This is a genomic window from Streptomyces sp. NPDC037054, assembly GCF_055606745.1.
In genome coordinates this window covers 438,620-459,953 of the sequence record NZ_JBVJSJ010000001.1, presented here as the reverse complement: position 1 = coordinate 459,953, position 21,334 = coordinate 438,620, and the positions used below count along the sequence as shown (strand labels likewise).

Sequence of the window (21,334 nt, the reverse complement as noted above, 5' to 3'; positions counted from 1 at the left end):
CGGAGGGGCTGACAATCACGTGATCCTGCGCGACAAGCTGCGCAACCTGCTGGTCAGGCTGTACGCACGCCGGGTGGAGGGCCACCTGGACCACGCTCAGGTGCCCAAGCACATCGGCGTCATCATGGACGGCAACCGCCGCTGGGCGAAGGCGGCCGGCTCCACCACCGCGCAGGGCCACCGCGCCGGAGCCGCCAAGGTCGAGGAGTTCCTCGGCTGGTGCAGCGAGACGGACGTCGAGGTCGTCACCCTCTGGCTGTTGTCCACGGACAACTTCGACCGGCCGCAGGACGAACTGGTCCCGCTCCTCGACATCATCGAGGACGTCGTACGCACCCTCGCCTCCGACGGACGCTGGCGCGTGCACCACGTCGGCACGATGGACCTGCTGCCGCACCGCATCCAGACCGCCCTCAAGGAGGCCGAGGGCGCCACCGCGGACAACACCGGGATACTGGTCAACGTCGCCATCGGCTACGGCGGCCGGCAGGAGATCGCCGACGCGGTCCGCTCCATGCTCTTCGAGGCGCAGCAGCGGGGCACGTCGATGGAGGAGCTCGCCGAGTCCGTCGACATCGACATGATCGGCCGTCACCTCTACACCGGCGCCCAGCCCGACCCCGACCTCGTGATCCGCACCAGCGGCGAGCAGCGGCTGTCCGGATTCATGCTCTGGCAGAGCGCGCACTCCGAGTACTACTTCTGCGACGTCTTCTGGCCGGCCTTCCGCAAGGTCGACTTCCTGCGCGCCCTGCGCGACTACGCCGCCCGCCACCGGCGTTTCGGCGGCTGACCCGCGGGCGGCCAACCGCGACGGGTACCACGCGGGGACCAGGCGTAACGAGGAGTTCACCGGCGCGCCGTGCCACGTCATGGCATGGCGGTGGTCGTTCGAGGGCATAAGCCAAGCAGGTCGACGCCCGAACCACGGGTGTCGGATCTCAGCGGGCGGCACGGGGCCGTCCGCCCGGGAGGCCCTTTGCACCAGCCCGACCGTGCGGTTTCGGCACGGAAGACGCGGAGGGCCGGTTCCCGGCCCGCGGTGCTCCGCGGCCGAGGACCGGTCCAGCTCGACTCCGTCGCTCCCCGACCTCATCCGAGGGGGTACGTCCTTCCGTGGTGACCAGCACAAAGCGCCACAAGCCCGACCGGCGCACCTATGTTCTCGACACCAGCGTCCTGCTGGCCGACCCGAACGCCATGAACCGCTTCGACGAGCACGAAGTCGTGCTGCCCGTCGTGGTGGTCACTGAGCTGGAGGCCAAGCGGAACCATCCGGAACTCGGCTATTTCGCCCGGCAGGCCCTGCGCCTGCTCGACGACTACCGGGTCCGGTTCGGCCGGCTGGACGCCCCCATCCCGACCGGGGAACTCGGCGGAACCGTCCGTGTCGAGCTCAACCACTCGGACCCCAGCGTGCTGCCCAGTGGCTACCGCCTGGGGGACAACGACTCCCGCATCCTCGCGGTGGCCCGCAATCTGCAGGCCGAGGGGTTCGACGTCACCGTCGTGTCGAAGGACCTGCCGCTCAGGATCAAGGCGTCGTCCGTCGGTCTCCTCGCCGAGGAGTACCGCGCGGAACTCGCCATCACGGACGCCTCCGGCTGGACCGGCATGTCCGAACTGACCCTGCCCGGCGAGCAGGTCGACATCCTCTTCGAGGAAGGACACCTGTACGCGCCGGAGGCCGCCGGCCTGCCCGTGCACACCGGCCTGACCATCCAGTCGGAGCGCGGCAAGGCGCTCGGGCGGGTCACGCCGGAGGGGAACATCCGTCTGGTGCGCGGCGACCGGGAGGCGTTCGGCATCAAGGGCCGCAGCGCCGAGCAGCGCATCGCGCTCGACCTGCTCCTCGACCCCGACGTCGGGATCGTGTCGATGGGCGGCCGGGCCGGCACCGGCAAGTCGGCGCTGGCGCTGTGCGCGGGTCTCGAAGCGGTCCTGGAACGCCGTCAGCACGAGAAGATCATGGTCTTCCGCCCGCTGTACGCGGTGGGCGGGCAGGAGCTCGGCTATCTCCCCGGCAGCGAGGCCGAGAAGATGAGCCCCTGGGCCCAGGCGGTGTTCGACACGCTGTCGGCGGTCACGAGCCGTGAGGTCATCGAGGAGGTCACCGCGCGCGGGATGCTGGAGGTCCTCCCGCTCACGCACATCCGGGGCCGTTCCCTCCACGACGCGTTCGTGATCGTGGACGAGGCGCAGTCGCTGGAGCGGAACGTCCTGCTGACCGTGCTGTCCCGAATCGGCGCGAACTCACGGGTCGTTCTGACCCATGACGTGGCACAGCGGGACAATCTGCGCGTCGGGCGCTACGACGGAGTGGTCGCCGTCGTGGAGAAACTGAAGGGTCATCCGCTCTTCGCGCACGTCACGCTGACGCGGTCCGAGAGGTCCCAGATCGCCGCCCTTGTGACCGAAATGCTGGAGGACGGGCAGATCTGACGGGTTCACTCCGTACGGCCCGGTGAGGGCCGGTTGCGCGGGAGTTGGCGCCGTCCGGAAAGGCGTAGAGCCTAGCCGGGCGGCGTCGGCGCGTGTGCGGCTTTCCTGAAACGTCCTGGCGCAAACGAGGTGTGAGCTTTCACACCCGCGATGGAATTGCCTCGCGGCGGCCGGTTGCGGCAGAGTCTCACTCCTGTCAGGCCCCGCATACGACACGTCTGTACCGCCAGCGGTACGGCACCACAGAAGAAGCATCAACTCCATAGCGTTGTCGTATGCCGCCCGAGCACCACGCGGCGCTCCCCGCAAGGGAGTTGCCCACCGGGCCCGAGCCTCCCGTGACCCCGCAGTTGGGGAGGCCAGTGCCAGGGGCACGATTGCGTCCGCCAGGGTCACCGAAGCGGGCGATGCTGGAAGGAAACCGTGTGAGCCGGATTTCGGTCCGGGGATTCGCAGTGGCCTCGGCCACGGCGGTCACCGCTGTCGGAAGCGTCGTCGGCGTTGCCTCGGGCAGCACCGCGCAGAACAACGACGCCGAAGCGACGGCAGCTGAGGCGGCGACGCTGCTCGCGGACATCCCCTCGGGTCAGCAGGCCCAGGTGCAGACCGCATCCCTGACGCAGCAGGCCGACGCACAGGCCATCGCCGCGGACGCGAGCGCCAAGAAGGACGCCGAAGAGGCGGCCCGCAAGGCAGCCGCCGAGATGGCCATCGCCAAGAAGGAGGCCGCCGAGAAGGCGGCCAAGGCGGCCGAGGAGGCCAAGAAGCGCGCGGCGGAAGAGGCGGCGGCCAGCCGCAGCGCCGCCCGGGACGCCTCCGACTTCGCCGTCCAGAGCTCGTACTCCATCGCGGAGATCCAGGCGATGGCGCGCTCGATGGTGCCCAGCGGCCAGTGGCAGTGCTTCAGCAACATCGTGGACCACGAGTCCGACTGGAACTACAAGGCCGTCAACCCGTCCTCGGGCGCCTACGGTCTCTTCCAGGCCCTGCCCGGCTCCAAGATGTCCTCCGTCGGCGCCGACTGGCAGACCAACCCGGCCACCCAGATCAAGTGGGGCCTCAACTACATGAACGAGCGCTACGGCAGCCCGTGTGACGCCTGGTCGTTCTGGCAGGCCAACAACTGGTACTGAGCCTCAGCCGAGCCCGCCGAGCCGCGTCCCGCGCTCCGGCGGCCGCTCAACCCGGCGCAGCCCCTCACCGTCCTACGGTGGGGGGCTTTCGCCATGTACGGTCTGTCGGGACGGCTCCTGGGGGGAGTGATGCGGAGAGACGGGGGAAAAGGACTGATCATGTCGCGAGTGCCAAGGTGGCTCGGCCGGCTGGGCGCCGGACTCACCGGAATGAGCAGGCGGTTGGACGAGCGCCGCGCCGAGGCGGAGCGGGAGAACGCCGACCCCGAACCCGTCGTCCAGCACGTCCCCCCACCCCCCGAGTACGCCCCCGCCTTCCCCGCCCGTCCCGACCCGGCGCAGGCCGTGCCGTGGGGAGTGCGGGTCGCCGCCGAGGCGGGCTGGCGGCTGCTGGTGCTGGCGGGCACGGTCTGGGTGCTGATGCGGGTCATCAGCGCCGTGCAGCTCGTCGTGCTGGCGTTCGTCGGGGCGCTGCTCATCACGGCGCTGCTCCAGCCGACCGTGGCGCGGCTGCGGCGGCGCGGGGTGCCGCGGGGTCTGGCCACCGCGCTGACCGCGATCCTCGGGTTCGTCGTGATGGGCCTCATGGGCTGGTTCGTGACCTGGCAGGTCATGGAGAACATCGACGACCTCTCCGACCAGATCCAGGACGGCATCGACGAGTTGCGCAGGTGGCTGCTCAACAGCCCCTTCCACGTCACCGACAAGCAGATCAACGAGATCGCCAAGAACCTGCGCGAGGCGGTCGGCGCCAACACGGACGCCATCACCTCGGCGGGCCTGGAGGGCGTGACGGTCGTCGTGGAGGCGCTGACCGGCATCCTGCTGACGATCTTCTCGACGCTGTTCCTGCTCTACGACGGCAAGCGGATCTGGGAGTGGACGCTGAAGCTGGTGCCGGCGGCGGCCCGGCCGGGCGTGGCGGGCGCGGGCCCGCGCGCGTGGCGGACGCTCACCGCCTATGTGCGCGGCACGGTGATAGTCGCCCTCATCGACGCCATCTTCATCGGCCTCGGCATCTACTTCCTCGATGTGCCGATGGCGGTGCCGCTGGCCGTGTTCATCTTCCTGTTCGCCTTCATCCCGCTGGTCGGTGCCGTCGTCTCCGGTGCTCTCGCGGTGGTCGTCGCGCTGGTCACGCAGGGCGTGTTCACGGCCGTCATGACCCTGGTGGTGGTGCTGGCGGTGCAGCAGATCGAGGGGCACATCCTCCAGCCGTTCATCCTCGGGCGCGCGGTGCGCGTCCATCCGCTGGCGGTGGTGCTGTCGGTGGCCGGCGGCGGTCTGGTGGCGGGCATCGGCGGCGCCGTGGTGGCCGTGCCGCTGGTCGCCGTGACGAACACGGTGGCGGGCTATCTGCGGGCGTACTCGCACGAGGCGGCGCTGCGGTACGCGCCGAAGCCGCGCGGCGCGACGGCCTCCGACGTGGCGTCGACGGCACCGCCGGCGCCGCCCTCCGGGCCTCCCGGGGCGTCCGGGGCATCCGGGCCTCCCGGGCGCAAGGAGTAGGGCCGCGCACGGTACGACGGGGCCCCGGCCACCTCGAAGGTGACCGGGGCCCCGGTGCGTTGCCGTGCGGAACGGACTACTCCGCGAGGACCGCCTCGGCGTCCAGCGTGACGCCCACGGCCTGGATCACGGACGCGATCTTGAAGGCCTCCTGGATCGTGTCACGGTCCATGCCGGCCTTGCGCAGCACCTGCTCGTGCGAGTCGAGGCACATGCCGCAGCCGTTGATGGCGGAGACGGCGAACGACCACAGCTCGAAGTCGACCTTGTCGACGCCGGGGTTGCCGATGACGTTCATCCGCAGACCCGCGCGCAGCGTGCCGTACTCGTGGTCCGACAGCAGGTGGCGGGTGCGGTAGAAGACGTTGTTCATCGCCATGACGGCGGCGGCGGCCTTGGCGGCCGTGTACGCCTCCGGCGAGAGGTTCGCCTTCGCCTCGGGCTCCAGCTCGCGCAGCACGATGGGGGAGCGGGAGGCGATGGCGGTCGCCAGCACCGTGCCCCACAGCTGCTGCGCGGGCAGCTCGGAGTTGCCGATGACCGAGCCCAGGTTGAGCTTCAGGTCCTTGGCGTAGTCCGGTATCGAGGACTTCAGGGAGTCGAGCGACATGTCAGGTCACTCCCCGGCCAGCAGCGCGACCGGGTCCAGGGTCTCGTCGCCCTTGCTCCAGTTGCACGGGCACAGCTCGTCGGTCTGCAGGGCGTCCAGGACCCGCAGGACCTCCTTCGGGTTACGGCCGACGGAGCCGGCGGTCACCATCGTGAACTGGATCTCGTTGTTCTGGTCCACGATGAACACCGCGCGCTTGGCGTAGCCGTCCTCGCCCTCGATGCCGAGGTCGCGCATCAGCTCGTGCTTGGGGTCGGCCATCATCGGGAACGGCAGGTCACGCAGGTCCTCGTGGTCCTTGCGCCAGGCGTGGTGCACGAACTCGGAGTCACCGGAGAAGCCGAGGATCTGGGCGTCGCGGTCGGCGAACTCGTCGTTCAGCTTGCCGAAGGCCGCGATCTCGGTCGGGCACACGAAGGTGAAGTCCTTGGGCCACGCGAAGACGATCTTCCACTTGCCCTCGTAGGTCTTGTGGTTGATCGTCTCGAACTCCTTGCCCTTCTCCAGCGAGACGCAGGCGGTCAGTTCGAACTCGGGGAACTTGTCACCGACAGTGAGCACACGCTCTCCTTGCAGCGAGGAAACGCCGGGATTGCCGGGTTTCCCTTGGGGTTGGTTCGCTGTTGATGTTGGCACAGGGTGCATTGATTGTGGAAATAGCTACACTCGGTCGGGTTGATCGGAGGTGGCTATTAGTGACCGTGGGTAAGAAGAGGCAGCCGAGCCTCGCCCAGCTGAGGGCGTTCGCCGCCGTCGCCGAGCATCTCCACTTCCGGGATGCCGCCGCGGCGATAGGGATGAGCCAGCCCGCCCTGTCCGGTGCCGTCTCCGCCCTGGAGGAGGCGCTCGGCGTCACCCTCCTGGAGCGCACCACCCGAAAGGTGCTGCTGTCGCCCGCCGGCGAGCGGCTCGCCGTGCGCGCCAAGGCCGTACTGGACGAGGTCGGCGCGCTCATGGAGGAGGCCGAGGCGGTACGGGCGCCCTTCACGGGCGCGCTGCGGCTCGGCGTCATCCCGACCGTCGCGCCCTACCTGCTGCCGACCGTGCTGCGCCTCGTCCACGACCGCTACCCGCACCTCGACCTCCAGGTCCACGAGGAGCAGACCGCCAACCTGCTGGAGGGGCTGGCCGGCGGCCGGCTCGACCTGCTGCTGCTCGCGGTGCCGCTCGGCGTCCCCGGCGTGGCCGAACTGCCCCTCTTCGACGAGGACTTCGTCCTCGTCACGCCGCTGGACCATCCGCTCGGCGGACAGCGGGACCTGCCCCGCTCGGTGCTGCGCGAGCTGAACCTGCTGCTCCTCGACGAGGGGCACTGCCTGCGCGACCAGGCCCTCGACATCTGCCGGGACGCCGGGCGCGGGGACGTCCCGGCGACCACCACGGCGGCCGGCCTGTCGACACTGGTGCAACTGGTGGCGGGCGGCCTCGGCGTCACGCTGCTGCCGCGCACGGCCGTCAAGGTGGAGATCTCCCGCTCCAGCGGCCTGCGCACGGCGTTCTTCACCGACCCGGCCCCCACCCGGCGCGTCGCACTCGCGATGCGCACGGGGTCGGCCCGGGCGGCGGAGTACGAGCAACTGGCGGCGGCACTGCGGGAGGCGATGGGGGAACTGCCGGTGCGGACCGTGCCCTGACCGTGTTCCGCCCTCGCCCCCGGCCGTCCGCGGCCCCGGTCGTCCGGCCGTCATGGCCCTCCGGTCGTCCGGCCGTCCGCGGTCCCGGCCGCCCGGTCGCCCGGCCGTCATCGCCCCGGCCGCCCTCGCGCTACTCCGTCCGCAGCCCTTCCGGACGCATCAGGCGGATCAGCGGGGGCAGGCTCAGCAGGGTCACCGCCAGGACGACCCCCGCGCCGATCCCGGTCATGGACAGGACGCTCGACCAGTCGACCCGCACCGTCGTGTCCGTCATCCGCAGCAGCACCGCCCCCAGCGTCAGCCCCACCGCGCACGCCAGGACCAGGCCCAGGGCGATCGGGATCGCCGTCTGCCACAGCACCGACAGGCTCAGCGTCCGGCGCCGCGTGCCGAAGGCGACCAGCGCCGACAGCAGCCTGCGCCGCTCCCGCAACTGCTCCAGCTGGGACACCAGCAGGCTCGCCCCGATCAGCGCCAGCACGCAGGCCGCGCCGACGAGCAGCCCGGTCCGGATCGCCGTGAACCGCTCGGACTCGTTCGCCGCCGACCACGTCATGGGGTACGCCAGCGGGTCGACGGCCGCCGCCGTGTTCCGCACCAGCTCGTGCGCCTCGGGCACCGACCCGTCGAGCCGGAGGTACACCTCCCCGCGCAGAGCGGGCCCGGCCGCCGCGGGCAGCGCCTTCGAGGTGAGCAGGAGCCCGGCCCGCTGGGCGCCGTTGATCCCGATCCGCGCCTCGGCCCGCTTCAGCTCCCGCGGCACGGTCCAGGCCACGGCGCGCCCCGGCGAACCGTCCCCGTAGGACGGGTCGACGTACAGGGTCCGGCCCGGCTTCGCCAGCTTGGGGGTCTCGGTGTCGTACTCCGCGCCCCGCACCGCGAACACGTCGCCGTCCCGGCACGAGGGCAGGTCGGCCATCTGCCGCAGCGCCGCGCAGTTCCCGACGGTCATCTGGACGCTCGCCTCCGGATTGGCGCGCCGGTCGCCGGCGGATCCCTCCGCGTAGGAGTACGCCGCACGCACGCCCCCGGTGGAGCGGAATTTCTCGGTCGCGGGGCCCACGGGGACGCCGGCGGGCAGGGACACCTGCATCTGCGCCCGCGTGAGGTCCAGGCCGGTGTCCTCGCGGTAGTCGCTCTCCACCCCGGCGAACAGCATCTGCAGCGCGATCGCCCCGGCCACCGCGACCGCGATGCCGTTGACCATCCGGGCTGCCGTTCCGCTGCTCAACTGGAGTCGGCGCACGGCCAGTTGCCAGGCGACACCGCCCCCGCCGAGCCGGGCGACGACCGCCTCCACCACCCACGGCAGCAGCGCCGTCACGCCGATCAGCAGCAGCAGGACGCCGCCCGTCACCAGGTACTGGTTGAAGTCGCCGCCCTCGCGGCCCTGGCCGACCATCGGGTACAGCAGCGCGAGCCCGCCCAGCGGCAGCAGCAGCCGCCACCACAGCCGGCGGCGCCGGGGCTTCGCGCTGCGCACCACGCCGAGCGGTTCGATCACCACGCCGCGCAGCGCGAACATCGTGACCAGCGCAGCCGCCGCGGGCACCGCGACCGCGACCAGCAGCGCCAGTGCCGGCGACGGGTTCAGATAGCTCGGGAACACGCTGACCCCGAACACCTCCACCGACCCGGCGACCTGCCGCCCGATCAGGAAGAAGCCCGCGCCGAACACCAGCCCCAGCGCCGCGCCCGCCAGCGCCTCACCGGCCGCGATCCGCCGCGTCATGCGGCTGTCGGAGCCCACCAGCCGCAGCGCCGCGAGCCGCCGGTCGCGCCGCTCGCCACCGAACCGTACGGCCGCCGCGATGAACACAGCGACCGGCATCAGCAGCACCACGAACACGACCAGCACCAGCAGGAGCAGCACCGGGTCCAGCGGTTCCGACGTCGCGTCCGGGTCGCCGAACCGGTCGAGGCGGGACACCAGGCCGTCGCCGACGTGCGGGGCCAAGCCGTCCGCGCCCCGGTAGAAGGCGAGTTCGGCGGAGCCCACCAGGCCCCTCTCGGCGATCGTGCCGACGATCCGCTCCGGGAGCCGCTCCCGCAGCAGCCGGCCGTCGTCCGACGCCAGCAGCCGCTCCAGCGCGGGGGAGACCACCATCTCGCCCACGGCGGGGAAACGCGTCACGCCGGGCGGCAGCGGCGCCCCCGGCCCCTCGGGCTCCAGGCCCCGGCCGCGTACCACCTTGTCGCGGAAGTCCGTCGAGAAGTTCGCGACGAGCAGGGTCCCGGGGCCCTTCGGCACCTGCTCGCCGCCGAGCGTGAAGTCGGTGCGCGCGCTCTCCCGCGCGTCCCGCGCCGCCAGCGCGCTCGGGATCGCCGTCGTCAGCAGCAGCAGCGCCACGCCCAGACCCACGCCGACCGCCGTCAGCAGGGCCCGCACCCAGCCCTCGCGCCCGCCGGTGAACGCGAACCGCGCCCCCATCGCCAGGTCCCTGGACCACTGACGCGCACTCATACGGCGCGCTCCATGTCCCGCGACCTGCCGTCCCGCACGACGATCTCCCGGTCGGAGTACGCCGCCACCCGCGCCTCGTGCGTCACCAGCACCACGGCCGCGCCCGCCGACCGGGCGGCGTCCGTCAGCAGGTCCATGACGCGCTCGCCGTTGAGCGAGTCGAGCGCGCCGGTCGGCTCGTCCGCGAACAGCACCCGCGGCCCGGTCACCAGCGCGCGGGCCACGGCGACCCGCTGGCCCTGACCGCCGGACACCTCGCCCGGCCGCTTCCCGCGCAGGTCGTCGACCTCCAGCCGCTCCATCCAGGCCAGCGCCGCCCGCTCGGCCTCCTTGCGGGGGCGGCCGTTCAGCCGCAGCGGCAGCGCCACGTTCTCCACGCACGTCAACTCGGGCACCAACTGGCCGAACTGGAAGACGAACCCGAACTCGGAGCGCCTGAGCGCGCTGCGCCGGGTGTCGCTCATGGTCGCCATCTCCCGCCCGTCGTACAGGATCGAGCCGGAGTCGGGCGTCACGATGCCGGCGAGGCAGTGCAGCAGCGTCGACTTGCCGGAACCGGAAGGACCCATGACGGCGACGACCTCGCCGGGGTGGATGGAGAAGTCGGCGCCGTCCAGGGCGGTCGTCGGACCGTACGCCTTGCGCAGCTGGTCGGCGACGAGCAGGGAGCCGGGCGGTGGGGTCATCGGGTCACCGCCTGCGCCAGCTTGTCGAGACGCGCGGCGGTCAGTTCCAGCCAGCGCAGATCGGCCTCCAGGTGGAACAGGGCGTGGTCGCAGATGAGTTGGTCGGCGAGGTCGCCCTTGCGCTTGCGGTCGGTGAGGATGCGCATCATGCGCAGGTGTTCGGCGCGCTGCGTGTCGAGGATGTCGGCGGCGTCGCGGCGGGTGAGGAGCGCGAGGACGACCTTGGTGTAGAGGGTCGACTGGAGGTACGGCTCGGGCTTCTCCGGCGTCGCGAGCCACTGCTCGACGTCGCTGACGCCGGCGTCGGTGATGGCGTACCGCTTGCGCTCGGGGCCGCCGCCGGGCTCGATGCCGTCGACCTCCACGAGGCCGTTCTTCAGCAGGCGGGACATCGTGGAGTAGACCTGGCCGTAGTGCAGGGGCCGGTCCTGACCGAACTTCTCGTCGAAGGCCCGCTTGAGGTCGTAGCCGTGGCGCGGGCCCGACTCGAGGAGACCGAGGAGTGTGTGACCGATGGACATGGGGCGCACTCTACACACCGTGTATACGTCGTGTGTATAGAGGGGGGCGAGAAGGCCCGTCCGGCTGGTGCGGACGGGCCTTCGGCGACGCGGCAATTCCTTGGCGACGCGGAGATTCCTTGGTGGCGCGGCGGTTCTTCGGGTTACGCGGCCGGTCAGTCCGGCGGTGTGGCCGGTCGGTCCCGCGGTGTGGCCGGTCGGTCCGGCGGCGGGCCGGAGGGGGAACCGCCCGGCGGGCGGCCCCGTCGCGGCAGCGGGCCCGTCTCCTTCGGCAGCCGGCCCGCGTCGGACAGCGCCTTGCGCAGCAGGAACTCGATCTGCGCGTTGGCCGACCGCAGCTCGTCCCCCGCCCACCGCGCCAGCGCCTCGTACACCGACGGGTCGAGCCGCAGCAGCACCTGCTTGCGCTGCTGCGGCCCGCGTCGCCGAGGAGTGGGCTCCTCGGGCGGATCGGCGTGGGCCGTCACTGGTAGAGGGTCCCGGTGTTGACGACCGGCTGCGCGGCACGGTCCCCGCACAGCACGACCAGCAGGTTGGACACCATCGTCGCCTTGCGCTCCTCGTCCAGTTCCACGATGCCCTCCTGGGCGATCCTGGCCAGTGCCGCCTCGACCATGCCGACCGCGCCGTCCACGATCTGGCGGCGCGCCGCGACCACCGCGCCGGCCTGCTGCCGCTGGAGCATCGCCGAGGCGATCTCGGGGGCGTAGGCGAGGTGCGTGAAGCGGGATTCGATGATCTGCACACCGGCCGCCTCCACACGCGCGTGGAGTTCGACGGCGAGCTTCTCGGTGATCTCCTCGGCGTTGCCGCGCAGCGAGAGGCCGTTCTCGTCGTGGGCGTCGTAGGGGTACTCGATGGCGATGTGCCGGACGGCCGCCTCGGTCTGCGTGGAGACGAACTCGATGTAGTCGTCGACCTCGAAGGTGGCCTGCGCGGTGTCCTCGACCCGCCACACCACGACCGCGGCCAGCTCGATCGGGTTGCCGTAGGCGTCGTTGACCTTCAGGACGGCGGTCTCGTGGTTGCGGACCCGGGTCGAGATCTTGGTGCGCGACGTGAGCGGGTTCACCCAGCGCAGCCCGTCCTGCCGGATCGTGCCCCGGTAGCGGCCGAAGAGCTGCACGACGCGCGCCTCGCCCGGCGCGACCATGTTCAGTCCGCACATCGCGAGGAACGCGGCGATGCCGATCAGGACGCCGCCGATGATCAGGGCGGCCTTGGCGCCGGTCGCGGAGACCGCCGTGGCGCCCACGATCATGCCGATCGCGACCAGCAGCCCCACCAGCCCCAGCAGCAGGGCGAGTCCGCCGCCGATGCTGTGGGCCTGCGTCTCCCGCACGCGCGGCGCCGGCATCTCCGGCACATCGGCGCCGACCTGGGTGTTCTGTGTGGACATGGAAGGTCCCCCGTTCCCGCACCGACCGTCGGTGCGTCATCGTCGTTCTATCTAAGTGATATCACTTTTCCTGTGCATGGCAACCCTGAAGCCCTCTCGTACGTCGGTTCCGGTGAGACGGGTGCTGATTGTCACGTCCGTAAAGGACGGGATCGGCAACCCTGTGCCACATCTCCCGGTGTTAGCTTTCTGAGCTGACCTGAGCGGCCAACCTGTGTGACTCCTGATCGCACATGAGTGAAGCGGAGCGGATCGGACCCATGGGACGAGCGGAAGACAGACGAGCGCGGCAGCGCGGCGGCCGTCGCGCCGCGCCCAGGCGCTCGTCCGGGACCCCGTCGGCCGGCGTCGGAGGCCGGGCGGCGGCCCGGCGGGCGGCGCGGGGCGGCGGCAAGAGCGGCATACGCAGGCTGTTCACCTGGAAGAAGATCCTCGGGACCTTCTTCGGCATGTGCCTGCTCGGCATGGGCGCCTTCATCGTGCTGTACATGATGATCGGCATCCCCCAGGGGAACGCCGACGCGGAGCTGCAGAGCAACGTCTACAAGTACAGCGACGGCTCGATGATGGCCCGCTCCGGCGAGCGCAACCGCGAGATCGTCGACCTGGCCAAGGTCCCCAAGGACGTCCGGTACACCTTCGTCGCCGCCGAGAACAAGACGTTCTACAAGGACGCCGGCGTCGACCTGAAGGGAACCGCGCGCGGCGTGTTCAACACGCTCGCCGGCCGCGGCGCCCAGGGCGGCTCGACCATCACCCAGCAGTACGTCAAGAACTACTACCTCTCGCAGGAACAGACCGTCTCCCGCAAGCTCAAGGAGCTGGTCATCTCGCTGAAGGTGGACCGCGAGAAGTCCAAGGACGAGATCCTCGCCGGCTACATCAACACCAGCTACTACGGCCGCGGCGCCTACGGCATCCAGGCCGCCGCCCAGGCCTACTACCGCGTCGACGCCGAGGACCTCGACGTCGCGCAGGGCGCGTACCTCGCCGCGCTGCTCCAGGCGCCGAGCCAGTACGACTGGGCGGTCGCCTCGGACACCGGCAAGGCCCTGGTCACGGACCGCTGGAACTACGTGCTGGACAACATGGTCGAGGAAGGCTGGCTGGACAGCGCCAAGCGGCAGGAACTGAAGTTCCCCAAGCCCGAGGAGCCGCGGGGCGCGCCCGGCATGGAGGGCCAGACCGGCTACCTGGTGAACGCGGCCAACAACCAGCTGGAGAGGCAACTGGTCGCCGAGGGCGCCGCCGAGAACCTCAAGCAGGCCGAGACGATGGTCAACGCCGGTGGCTGGACCATCACCCTCAACATCGACAAGAAGAAGCAGAAGGCGCTGGAGAAGGCCGCCAAGACGCAGCTCACCAGCAAGCTGGACCCGAAGAAGCGCAAGGTCGACCGGAACGTCCAGGCCGGTGCCGCCTCCGTGGACCCGAAGACCGGCAAGGTCGTCGCCATGTACGGCGGCGTCGACTACTTCAAGCACTACTTCAACAACGCGACCCGCACCGACTACCAGCCGGCCTCCACCTTCAAGCCGGTCATCCTGGCCGCCGCCGTGGAGGACGACGCCGAGACCCAGGACGGCACGCCGATCACGGCCGACACGATCTACGACGGCACCAGCAAGCGCCCCGTCGTGGACAACGGCACCAAGGTCGGCTTCGCCCCCGAGAACGAGGACGACCGCAGCTACGGCGACGTCACCGTCCAGACGGCGATGAACAAGTCCATCAACTCCGTCTTCGCGCAGATGGGCGTCGACGTCGGCATGGAGAAGGTCGTGGAGACCGCCGGCAAGCTCGGCATGGACATCGAGGGCATGGAGGCCGTGCCCGCGCAGACCCTGGGCAGCATGGGCGCGAGCCCGCTGGAGATGGCCGGGGTCTACGCCACCCTCGCCAACCACGGCAAGCAGGTCACGCCGACCATCGTGAAGTCCGCCAAGCACCAGACCCGCACGGTCACGATGCCGGACGCGGTCGGCGACCAGGTCATCAGCCGCGAGGCCGCCGACACGGTCACGTCGGTGCTGACCGGCGTGGTCGACGACGGTACGGCCAAGGTGTCCGTGCGCGACAACCCGCTGCGCGGCGGCCAGCAGGTCGCCGGCAAGACCGGTACGTCCGACGACAACAAGTCGGCCTGGTTCACCGGCTACACGCCCGACCTGGTCACCTCCGTCGGCCTGTTCGGCGAGGACGCCAAGACCCACGCGCAGACCAAGATGTACGGCGCCGGCGGCCAGCCCCGCGTCAACGGCGGCGGCTTCCCGGCGCAGATCTGGTCGGCGTACACCTTCGGCGTGCTGGACGAGGTCAGCGAGTTCGACCTGGAGACCAAGCAGGGCGCGGGCGTCGAGCCGACGGAGAGCCCCACGCCCAGCGAGGAACCGTCCAGCGAGGAGCCGAGCGAGACGCCGACGACCGAGGAGCCGAGCGAGACGCCCTCCGGGACGCCGACGACCGAGGAACCCACCGGGACGCCGACCCAGTCCCCGACGGGCCGGCCCACGGCCCCGCCACCGACCGGCGAACCCACCGGCGACATCACCCTCGACCCCGTGGAACCCGGCAGCGACGAGCGGGACAAGGACGAGCGGTAGCCCGCACGGGAAGACGAGCGGCAGCCCGCACGAGAGGAGGGGCGCCCGGCACAGTGCCGGGCGCCCCTCTCCTCGTGTGTCAGCGGCCCCTCAGCCGCGGTTCAGCTCGAACCACACCACCTTGCCGGTGCTCAGCCGGGTCGCGCCCCAGCGCCGGGCCAGCCGGTTCACCAGGTACAGCCCGCGCCCGCCCTCGTCCGTGGCCCGCGCCTGCCGCAGCCGCGGCAGCTGCGGCACGTCGTCGCCGACCTCGCAGCGCAGCACGTCGGTGCGCAGCAGCCGCAGCGTGACCGGCCGCGAGGCATACCGCACCGCGTTGGTCACGACCTCGCTGACGAGCAGCTCCACGGAGTCGGTGAGGTCCTCCATGTCCCAGCGGGCCAGTGCGCGGCGCGCCAGCCGCCGGGCCCGGCCCGGGGCGGCGTCCTCCGGCTCCAGGAACCAGTACGCCACGTCGCTCGGCGCGATCCCGTCGAAGCGGGCGGCGAGCAGCGCGATGTCGTCGTCCCGGTCGCCCGGTCCGAGCATGTCCAGGACCTCGTCGCACAGCGCTTCCAGGGGCGGCGGATGGTCCGGGCCGGTGAGCTGCGCGGTCGCGGCGAGCTTCTCGCGCAGCTGCTCTATCCCGGTCCACACGTCCCGCAGCCGCGACTCCACGAGCCCGTCGGTGTAGAGCAGCAGGGTGCCGCCGGCCGGGGCGTCCAGCTCCACCGCCTCGAAGTCGACGCCGCCGACCCCGATGGGCGCGCCCGCCGGGACGCGCAGCACCTCGGCCCGGCCGCCCAGGTGCAGCAGCACGGGCGGCGGGTGGCCGGCGTTGGCGATGGTGATGCGGTGCGAGACCGGGTCGTACACCGCGTACAGGCAGGTCGCCATGCGGTCGGTGCCGAGCCGCTGCGCCTGCTCGTCGAGGTGGTGCAGCACCTCCTGCGGCGGCAGGTCGAGGCCGGCCAGGGTCTGCGCGGTCGTGCGCAGCTGGCCCATGATCGCGGCCGACGTCATCGAGTGGCCCATGACGTCGCCGACGACGAGGGCGACGCGGCTGCCCGGCAGCGGGATCGCGTCGTACCAGTCGCCGCCCACGCGGGCCGTCTCGGCGGCCGGCAGGTACCGGGAGGCGAGGCGGACGCCGGTCGGCTGCGGCAGGGTCTCCGGCAGCATCGTGCGCTGCAACTCGTCGGCGATGTACGCCTCGCGGCCGTACAGCACCGCCTTGTCGATGCCCAGCGCGCTGTGCGTGGCGAGCTGCGCCGCCACCAGCAGGTCGTCCGTCTCGAACGCCAGGCGCTCGGGGCGGCGCAGGAACAGCGCGGCGCCGATCACCCGGCGCCGGCCGCGCAGCGGCGCGAGGATGGCGCGCTGGCCGCCGGGCACCACGAACTCGTTGCCCTCGCCGAGCAGTTCCGGCAGCGCGGCGCGGGCGGCCGGCGCGTCCGTGAAGACGGGCCGCACCCCGCGCAGCACCTCGGCCAGCGCGCTGCCGGGACGCACCTCGCACAGCTCGCTGCCGACCGTGTCCAGCTCGGACGGCTCCGGCTGCGCGGCGGGCATGAAGCCGCCCTCGGTGTCGCGCTCGGCGGGGATGCGGTCGGTGCGGCGCAGGCGGAGCACCAGCGGCCCGGTGGGCCGCTCGTCGCCCACGGGCAGCGGGTCGCGCAGATAGACGAGGATCGCGTCGGAGAACGTCGGGACGGTCGCCCGGCACAGCCCCATCACGATCTCGTCCAGGTCGATGCCCCGGGCGATCCGGCGGGTCGCCGCGCCGACGAACCGCAGCCGGTCGCCGTCGCGCCGCATCGGCGTGGGACGGCCTCGCTGCGGGACCTGTCCGGTGCGGCGCTCCGGTCCCTCGGGCGGCTGCGGCGCCTCGCCCGGCTGCCCGCCGGGCTGGGCCGGTATGGCCTCCGGGGCGGGGCGCGGCCGGTGCGCCTCGGGCTCCGCGGACTGCTCGGCGCCCGGCTGCGAGTGCTCCGAACCGGCCGGTGCCGGCGCGGCGCCGGACGCCGCGGCGCCCGGCACGGCCGACTCGCCGCCGGTACGGGCCTGCGGCGGTAAGCCGGCGCCGAGCGGCGGCGTCGCGGTATGCAGGAGCGCCCCGCGGGGGTCCGCAGGGTCGGCGCCCGTCTGGGGGCGCTCGTAAGAGGTCGGCTGCTCCGTCACGCGTGTCGAATCCATCCGTCCGGGGCTGCGCGCCGCGCGTGCAGTTCGTCCCGCCGAAATTCCGATACCCGGAATGAGTGCCCCAGGAACGGAATTCCCGCGTGGTCAGAGGTTGCTTCTGTGCGACCGGCAGGCCGGCCGCGGCTCCTGCCGGTGGTGCCCTCGTACCCCTCGCTCACGTCCAGCCGCCCCTCGGTGACGATCGGTCAAGCCCAGCGCGTGCTCCGGTGATTGCCACTGCGCGCCCTTGCGGAGGAAGATCCTACGTTTCTTGCCCGGGGGCGCATCAAGGGTCTCATGAGGACACGTGCGCGGGCGTACGGTCCCAGTCATCCGGCAGAGACGGTACCCCCCAGGACGGATTCGGTCTCCAGTCCTGCCAGCCGTCCGCGAAAGGCGGTCCCCAGGCGCGGATGACCTCGACCGCGTCCCGGCCCGCCCGCCGCACCCGTTCGGCCAGCCGCGCGTCCATCAGGCCGTCCCGCTGGGCCTGCGCGAACTCGTCCTCGTCGCGCCAGTGCCAACTGCGGTCCGGGTGCACGGAGATGTCCAGGAAATGGTCCTCGGAGTCGACGCCGCCCTCCCAACGGGCTAGCGGCTCCTCCAGGTTCACGTACCAGTTCTTGAACCGCCAGCCCGGCTCCCAGAACAGCCACACCGACCACGGATCGCCGGGCCGGGCCAGCTTCAGCACGCCGGTGCCGAACCACCGGTCGCGCTGCACGGTCCGGGGCTTGGTGTAACGGGAGGCGAGCGGCTCCAGATGCGGGGGCGTGCCGTCGGCGAGCGCCGGTTTCACGCACTCCGTGCCGGGCGCCAGCCACACCGCGAGCAGCTCCGCGTCGTCCCGTACGACGGTGACCGGGCGCGCGATGTGGAAGCGCTCGCCGGCGTTCTCCCGGTAGCGCCACAGGATCTGTGTCCCGGGGCTCCAGAAACGCGGGGCTCCGCCCGCTTCCGCTTCCGCGCTCACCACATCACCGTCCGCCATGCACAGATATTAGGTGTCACCGGAAGACGACGCTGCGGCGCGCGTCACGGTTCGCGCGCCGGGGACACCGCGCCGCACGCCGCCGTCACGGCCGGGTCATCCGCAGGACGTCGAGGGCCTCGTCGAGCTGGCGCTCGGTCAGGTCGCCCCGGTCGACGTAGCCGCCCTCCAGGACGACCTGACGGATCGTCTTCCGCTCGGCGAGGGCCTTCTTGGCGACCTTGGCGGCCTCCTCGTAGCCGATGTACTTGTTGAGCGGCGTCACCACCGAGGGCGACGACTCGGCGTACTCGCGGGCCCGTTCGCGGTCGGCGACGATGCCGTCGACGGTGCGGTCGGCGAGGAGGCGGGAGACGTTGGCGAGCAGCCGGACGGACTCCAGGACGTTCTTCGCGATGACCGGCAGCATCACGTTCAGCTCGAAGTTCCCGGCGGCGCCGGCGGTCGCCACGGTCGCGTCGTTGCCGACGACCTGGGCGGCCACCATGAGCACGGCCTCCGGCACGACCGGGTTGACCTTGCCGGGCATGATCGACGAGCCGGGCTGGAGGTCGGGCAGGGAGATCTCGGCGAGGCCGGTGCGCGGCCCCGAGGCCATCCAGCGCAGGTCGTTGGCGATCTTCGTCAGCGACACGGCGATCGTCCGCAGCTGCCCGCTGGTCTCCACGACGCCGTCCCGGGCGCCCTGCGCCTCGAAGTGGTCGCGGGCCTCCGTCAGCGGCAGCCCGGTGACGCGGGCGACCTCCTCGATGACGGCGGCGGAGAAGCCGGGCGGGGTGTTGATGCCGGTGCCGACGGCGGTGCCGCCCAGCGGCAGCTCGGCGAGCCGGGGCAGGGAGGCGCCCAGGCGCTCCACGCCGTACCGGATCTGCGCCGCGTAGCCGCCGAACTCCTGCCCCAGCGTGACCGGCGTCGCGTCCATCAGGTGCGTCCGCCCCGACTTCACGACGTCGGCGAACTCGGCCGCCTTGCGCTCCAGGGACGCGGCGAGGTGCTCCAGGGCGGGGATCAGGTCCCGGGTGACGGCGGCCGTCGCGGCGATGTGGATCGAGGACGGGAAGACGTCGTTGGAGGACTGCGAGGCGTTGACGTGATCGTTCGGATGCACGTCCCGCCCGAGCCGCTCACTGGCCAGGGTGGCGATCACCTCGTTGGCGTTCATGTTGGACGAGGTGCCGGAACCGGTCTGGAAGACGTCGACCGGGAAGTGCTCGTCCCAGCGCCCCTCCGCGACCTCGGCGGCGGCCTCCTGGATCGCCCGCGCGACGTCCTCGTCGAGCACCCCGAGCCGGGCGTTCACCTTGGCCGCGGCGCCCTTGACGCGCGCCAGCGCCTCGATGTGGGCGCGCTCGATCCGCTGCCCGGACACCGGGAAGTTCTCGACGGCCCGCTGCGTCTGCGCCCGCCACTTGGCGTGGGCGGGCACCCGCACCTCGCCCATGGAGTCGTGCTCGATCCGGTAGCGCCCGTCGTCGTCCGTGGTCGTCATCGTCGTACCTCCGAGTTTCACAGCAGCCGTGCCGTTCGAGCGTATTCCCGCGGTGCCCGCGCCCCGCCGAGGTGGAACGGCGGGGCGCGGAACGGGTGCGGGGGCTCGGCGCCGGCTCAGCTGCCCTGGAGGGAGACGTCGTCGAGCAGGAAGCTCGTCTGCAGGGACGAGTCCTCGCTGCCGGTGAACGTCACCGTCACGGTCCGGCCCTTGTACGCGGTCAGGTCGACCGTGCGCTGCACGTAGCCGCTGCCCGCGTTCACGTTGGACAGCGTGACGAGCGTGGTGCCGTCGGCCTTCACCGTGAACCTGTCGTACGCCGTCGAACCGGTCTCGTCGGTGTCGATGTGCAGCCAGTAGGTCAGCGTGGCCCGGGTGCAGCCGGCCGGCACGGCCACCGCCTGGGCGATCGACTCGGTGCGCGTGGTGCCGTACCCGGACAGCCAGGCGTACCGGGTCCCGGTGTGCGCGGACTGGCCCGTGTGGGCGCCGATCGCGCCGGTGGCGCCGGTCCAGGGCGCGGTGCCGCTCTCGAACCCGCCGTTGGCGACGGCGCCGGCGGTGTCGCAGCCGCCGGTCCCGGTCCCCACGGCGCGCTGCCAGAGGGTGTACGCGATGCCGTCGGAGGCGCGGTCGAGGCCGGTGGTGTTGATGTTGGTCAGCGTGTCGCACGACCGGTGGTAGCAGGGGTCGTAGGCGGCGCCGGCCGTCCCGCCCCACTTCGCGGCCTGCGCGGAGGTCTTGCGGGCGCTCGCGCCCATCGCGTAGCCGGAGGTCGGGATGCCGTACTGCTCGAAGGGGTAGTCGTCGCTGCGCCCGGCGCCCTCGGTGTTCTCCTCGGGCTGCAGGCCCAGCGAGTCCCAGTAGGCCTTCATGGGGGCCGCGGCGGCGGAGGTGATGTGGTTGACGAAGTAGCCGCCGTTGACGGAGGCGACCATGTCGAAGTTGTAGTACGCCTTGATCCTGGCGCGTTCCGTCGAGGTCAGCGAACGGACGTAGAAGTCGGACCCGTTGAGGCCCTGCTCCTCGTCGGTCCACCACGCGAAGCGGACCCGGGCCGCCATGGCGGGGTTCTGCTGGGCCAGGGTCAGGGCGTTCTCCAGCAGGGCGGCCGAGCCGGAGCCGTTGTCGTTCATGCCCGGGCCGGCCGAGACGCCGTCGAGGTGCGCGCCGAACATGATCACGTTGCCCGCGTCGCCCTGCGGCCACTCGGCGATCAGGTTGGGCCCGGCGCCGCTGGTGCAGCCGGAGGTGCACGGCTGCTCGGTGACGGTGTACCCGGCGGCCTGGAGCTTGCCCTTCACATAGGCCACGGAGTCGCGGTAACCCTGGCCGGTGGAACGGCGGTTGCCGCCGTTGCGGGCGGCGATGGCGCTCAGTTCGTTCAGGTGCGCCTTAACCTTCGTCACGTCGACGTCGGGTGCGGCGCTCACGGTGGCGGCGGGGGCGGCCGGCGCGGAACCGGCGGCCACGGCGGGGACCGTCCCGCCGAGCAGTGCGGCGAGCGAGACGCTCGCCACGGCCCATCTTCGTATCACCTTGTCTCCTCCGGTGGTGGCTGTGGGGTGGAGCCACGAGAACCCCGACATGGCATGCGCATGTCGGGGCGGCGAGAAGACTCACAGGCGCGGAGGGGGCCGTCAACGCAACGGACGGCGCGTCGGCCAGGTTGTCCGAAAGAAGCACGCGCGTT

Annotated in this window: 17 protein-coding genes; 6 read left to right on the top strand and 11 right to left on the bottom strand. The window is 71.7% G+C overall.

Annotation, left to right across the window (positions count from 1 at the left end; all coding sequences use genetic code 11):
* Window positions 1–19: 19 nt before the first annotated feature.
* The 4 genes from ACZ7D7_RS02015 to ACZ7D7_RS02000 all read left to right on the top strand — a co-directional run bounded on the left by ACZ7D7_RS02015 (window position 20) and on the right by ACZ7D7_RS02000 (window position 5,084).
* Complete coding sequence (locus ACZ7D7_RS02015) at window positions 20–793, top strand: isoprenyl transferase (protein ID WP_470821568.1); 774 nt, start codon at window positions 20–22, stop codon at window positions 791–793.
* A gap of 323 nt (window positions 794–1,116) precedes the next feature.
* A complete protein-coding gene (locus ACZ7D7_RS02010) occupies window positions 1,117–2,442 on the top strand; it encodes a PhoH family protein (protein WP_470821567.1) in 1,326 nt (441 codons plus the stop codon).
* 425 nt (window positions 2,443–2,867) lie between these two features.
* Window positions 2,868–3,575 carry an aggregation-promoting factor C-terminal-like domain-containing protein gene (locus ACZ7D7_RS02005; protein WP_470821565.1) on the top strand — a complete coding sequence of 236 codons (708 nt, stop codon included), beginning with the start codon at window positions 2,868–2,870 and terminating at the stop codon, window positions 3,573–3,575.
* A 159-nt stretch (window positions 3,576–3,734) separates the two neighbouring features.
* Complete coding sequence (locus ACZ7D7_RS02000; RefSeq protein ID WP_470821564.1) at window positions 3,735–5,084, top strand: AI-2E family transporter; 1,350 nt, start codon at window positions 3,735–3,737, stop codon at window positions 5,082–5,084.
* 76 nt (window positions 5,085–5,160) lie between these two features.
* Here the strand turns inward: ACZ7D7_RS02000 and ACZ7D7_RS01995 are convergent, their stop codons facing one another.
* Together ACZ7D7_RS01995 and ACZ7D7_RS01990 are read right to left on the bottom strand one after the other, a co-directional pair.
* Entirely contained in the window at window positions 5,161–5,694 is a 534-nt protein-coding gene (locus ACZ7D7_RS01995) for an alkyl hydroperoxide reductase (RefSeq protein WP_470821563.1), read from the bottom strand.
* Between the two features lie 6 nt (window positions 5,695–5,700).
* Complete coding sequence (locus tag ACZ7D7_RS01990) at window positions 5,701–6,255, bottom strand: peroxiredoxin (RefSeq protein ID WP_470821561.1); 555 nt, start codon at window positions 6,253–6,255, stop codon at window positions 5,701–5,703.
* A gap of 134 nt (window positions 6,256–6,389) precedes the next feature.
* Between ACZ7D7_RS01990 and ACZ7D7_RS01985 the strand changes: the two genes are divergently transcribed.
* On the top strand, window positions 6,390–7,328 hold the full coding sequence (locus ACZ7D7_RS01985; protein ID WP_470821560.1) for a LysR substrate-binding domain-containing protein: 939 nt from the start codon (window positions 6,390–6,392) through the stop codon (window positions 7,326–7,328).
* 130 nt (window positions 7,329–7,458) lie between these two features.
* Here the strand turns inward: ACZ7D7_RS01985 and ACZ7D7_RS01980 are convergent, their stop codons facing one another.
* The 5 genes from ACZ7D7_RS01980 to ACZ7D7_RS01960 all read right to left on the bottom strand — a co-directional run bounded on the left by ACZ7D7_RS01980 (window position 7,459) and on the right by ACZ7D7_RS01960 (window position 12,398).
* Window positions 7,459–9,792, bottom strand: coding sequence for an ABC transporter permease (locus ACZ7D7_RS01980; RefSeq protein ID WP_470821558.1), 2,334 nt, complete (start codon window positions 9,790–9,792; stop codon window positions 7,459–7,461).
* Window positions 9,789–10,478, bottom strand: a complete 690-nt coding sequence (locus ACZ7D7_RS01975) for an ABC transporter ATP-binding protein (RefSeq protein WP_470821557.1) — start codon at window positions 10,476–10,478, stop codon at window positions 9,789–9,791. Before ACZ7D7_RS01975 ends, ACZ7D7_RS01980 begins: the two co-directional genes overlap by 4 nt.
* On the bottom strand, window positions 10,475–10,999 hold the full coding sequence (locus ACZ7D7_RS01970; RefSeq protein ID WP_470821555.1) for a PadR family transcriptional regulator: 525 nt from the start codon (window positions 10,997–10,999) through the stop codon (window positions 10,475–10,477). The genes ACZ7D7_RS01975 and ACZ7D7_RS01970 overlap by 4 nt, the downstream gene beginning before the upstream one ends.
* A 155-nt stretch (window positions 11,000–11,154) precedes the next feature.
* Window positions 11,155–11,466, bottom strand: coding sequence for a type II toxin-antitoxin system antitoxin (locus tag ACZ7D7_RS01965; RefSeq protein WP_470821554.1), 312 nt, complete (start codon window positions 11,464–11,466; stop codon window positions 11,155–11,157).
* The gene (locus ACZ7D7_RS01960; protein WP_470821553.1) at window positions 11,463–12,398 is read right to left on the bottom strand and encodes an SPFH domain-containing protein; all 936 of its coding nucleotides are present in this window, start codon (window positions 12,396–12,398) and stop codon (window positions 11,463–11,465) included. The genes ACZ7D7_RS01965 and ACZ7D7_RS01960 overlap by 4 nt, the downstream gene beginning before the upstream one ends.
* A 260-nt stretch (window positions 12,399–12,658) precedes the next feature.
* Between ACZ7D7_RS01960 and ACZ7D7_RS01955 the strand changes: the two genes are divergently transcribed.
* Window positions 12,659–15,001 carry a transglycosylase domain-containing protein gene (locus tag ACZ7D7_RS01955; RefSeq protein WP_470821552.1) on the top strand — a complete coding sequence of 781 codons (2,343 nt, stop codon included), beginning with the start codon at window positions 12,659–12,661 and terminating at the stop codon, window positions 14,999–15,001.
* A 90-nt stretch (window positions 15,002–15,091) separates the two neighbouring features.
* Here ACZ7D7_RS01955 and ACZ7D7_RS01950 read toward each other — a convergent pair whose 3' ends face one another.
* The 4 genes from ACZ7D7_RS01950 to ACZ7D7_RS01935 form a co-directional block, all read right to left on the bottom strand.
* Window positions 15,092–17,176, bottom strand: a complete 2,085-nt coding sequence (locus tag ACZ7D7_RS01950) for a SpoIIE family protein phosphatase (protein ID WP_470821551.1) — start codon at window positions 17,174–17,176, stop codon at window positions 15,092–15,094.
* A gap of 280 nt (window positions 17,177–17,456) precedes the next feature.
* Window positions 17,457–18,152, bottom strand: coding sequence for a cytidylyl-2-hydroxypropylphosphonate hydrolase (fomD, locus tag ACZ7D7_RS01945; RefSeq protein WP_470821550.1), 696 nt, complete (start codon window positions 18,150–18,152; stop codon window positions 17,457–17,459).
* A gap of 85 nt (window positions 18,153–18,237) precedes the next feature.
* Window positions 18,238–19,641: a class II fumarate hydratase gene (locus ACZ7D7_RS01940; protein ID WP_470821549.1), complete on the bottom strand. Its 1,404-nt coding sequence runs from the start codon at window positions 19,639–19,641 to the stop codon at window positions 18,238–18,240.
* A 116-nt stretch (window positions 19,642–19,757) separates the two neighbouring features.
* On the bottom strand, window positions 19,758–21,179 hold the full coding sequence (locus tag ACZ7D7_RS01935; protein ID WP_470821547.1) for a M28 family metallopeptidase: 1,422 nt from the start codon (window positions 21,177–21,179) through the stop codon (window positions 19,758–19,760).
* Window positions 21,180–21,334 lie beyond the last annotated feature (155 nt).

Bases quoted from the DNA above. Each gene is read 5' to 3' on its own strand.
- ACZ7D7_RS02000 (WP_470821564.1), top strand. From the start codon at position 3,735: ATGTCGCGAGTGCCAAGGTGGCTCGGCCGGCTGGGCGCCGGACTCACC.
- ACZ7D7_RS01995 (WP_470821563.1), bottom strand. From the start codon at position 5,694: ATGTCGCTCGACTCCCTGAAGTCCTCGATACCGGACTACGCCAAGGAC.
- ACZ7D7_RS01980 (WP_470821558.1), bottom strand. From the start codon at position 9,792: ATGAGTGCGCGTCAGTGGTCCAGGGACCTGGCGATGGGGGCGCGGTTC.
- ACZ7D7_RS01975 (WP_470821557.1), bottom strand. From the start codon at position 10,478: ATGACCCCACCGCCCGGCTCCCTGCTCGTCGCCGACCAGCTGCGCAAG.
- ACZ7D7_RS01970 (WP_470821555.1), bottom strand. From the start codon at position 10,999: ATGTCCATCGGTCACACACTCCTCGGTCTCCTCGAGTCGGGCCCGCGC.
- ACZ7D7_RS01960 (WP_470821553.1), bottom strand. From the start codon at position 12,398: ATGTCCACACAGAACACCCAGGTCGGCGCCGATGTGCCGGAGATGCCG.
- ACZ7D7_RS01955 (WP_470821552.1), top strand. From the start codon at position 12,659: ATGGGACGAGCGGAAGACAGACGAGCGCGGCAGCGCGGCGGCCGTCGC.
- ACZ7D7_RS01950 (WP_470821551.1), bottom strand. From the start codon at position 17,176: ATGGATTCGACACGCGTGACGGAGCAGCCGACCTCTTACGAGCGCCCC.
- fomD (WP_470821550.1), bottom strand. From the start codon at position 18,152: ATGGCGGACGGTGATGTGGTGAGCGCGGAAGCGGAAGCGGGCGGAGCC.
- ACZ7D7_RS01940 (WP_470821549.1), bottom strand. From the start codon at position 19,641: ATGACGACCACGGACGACGACGGGCGCTACCGGATCGAGCACGACTCC.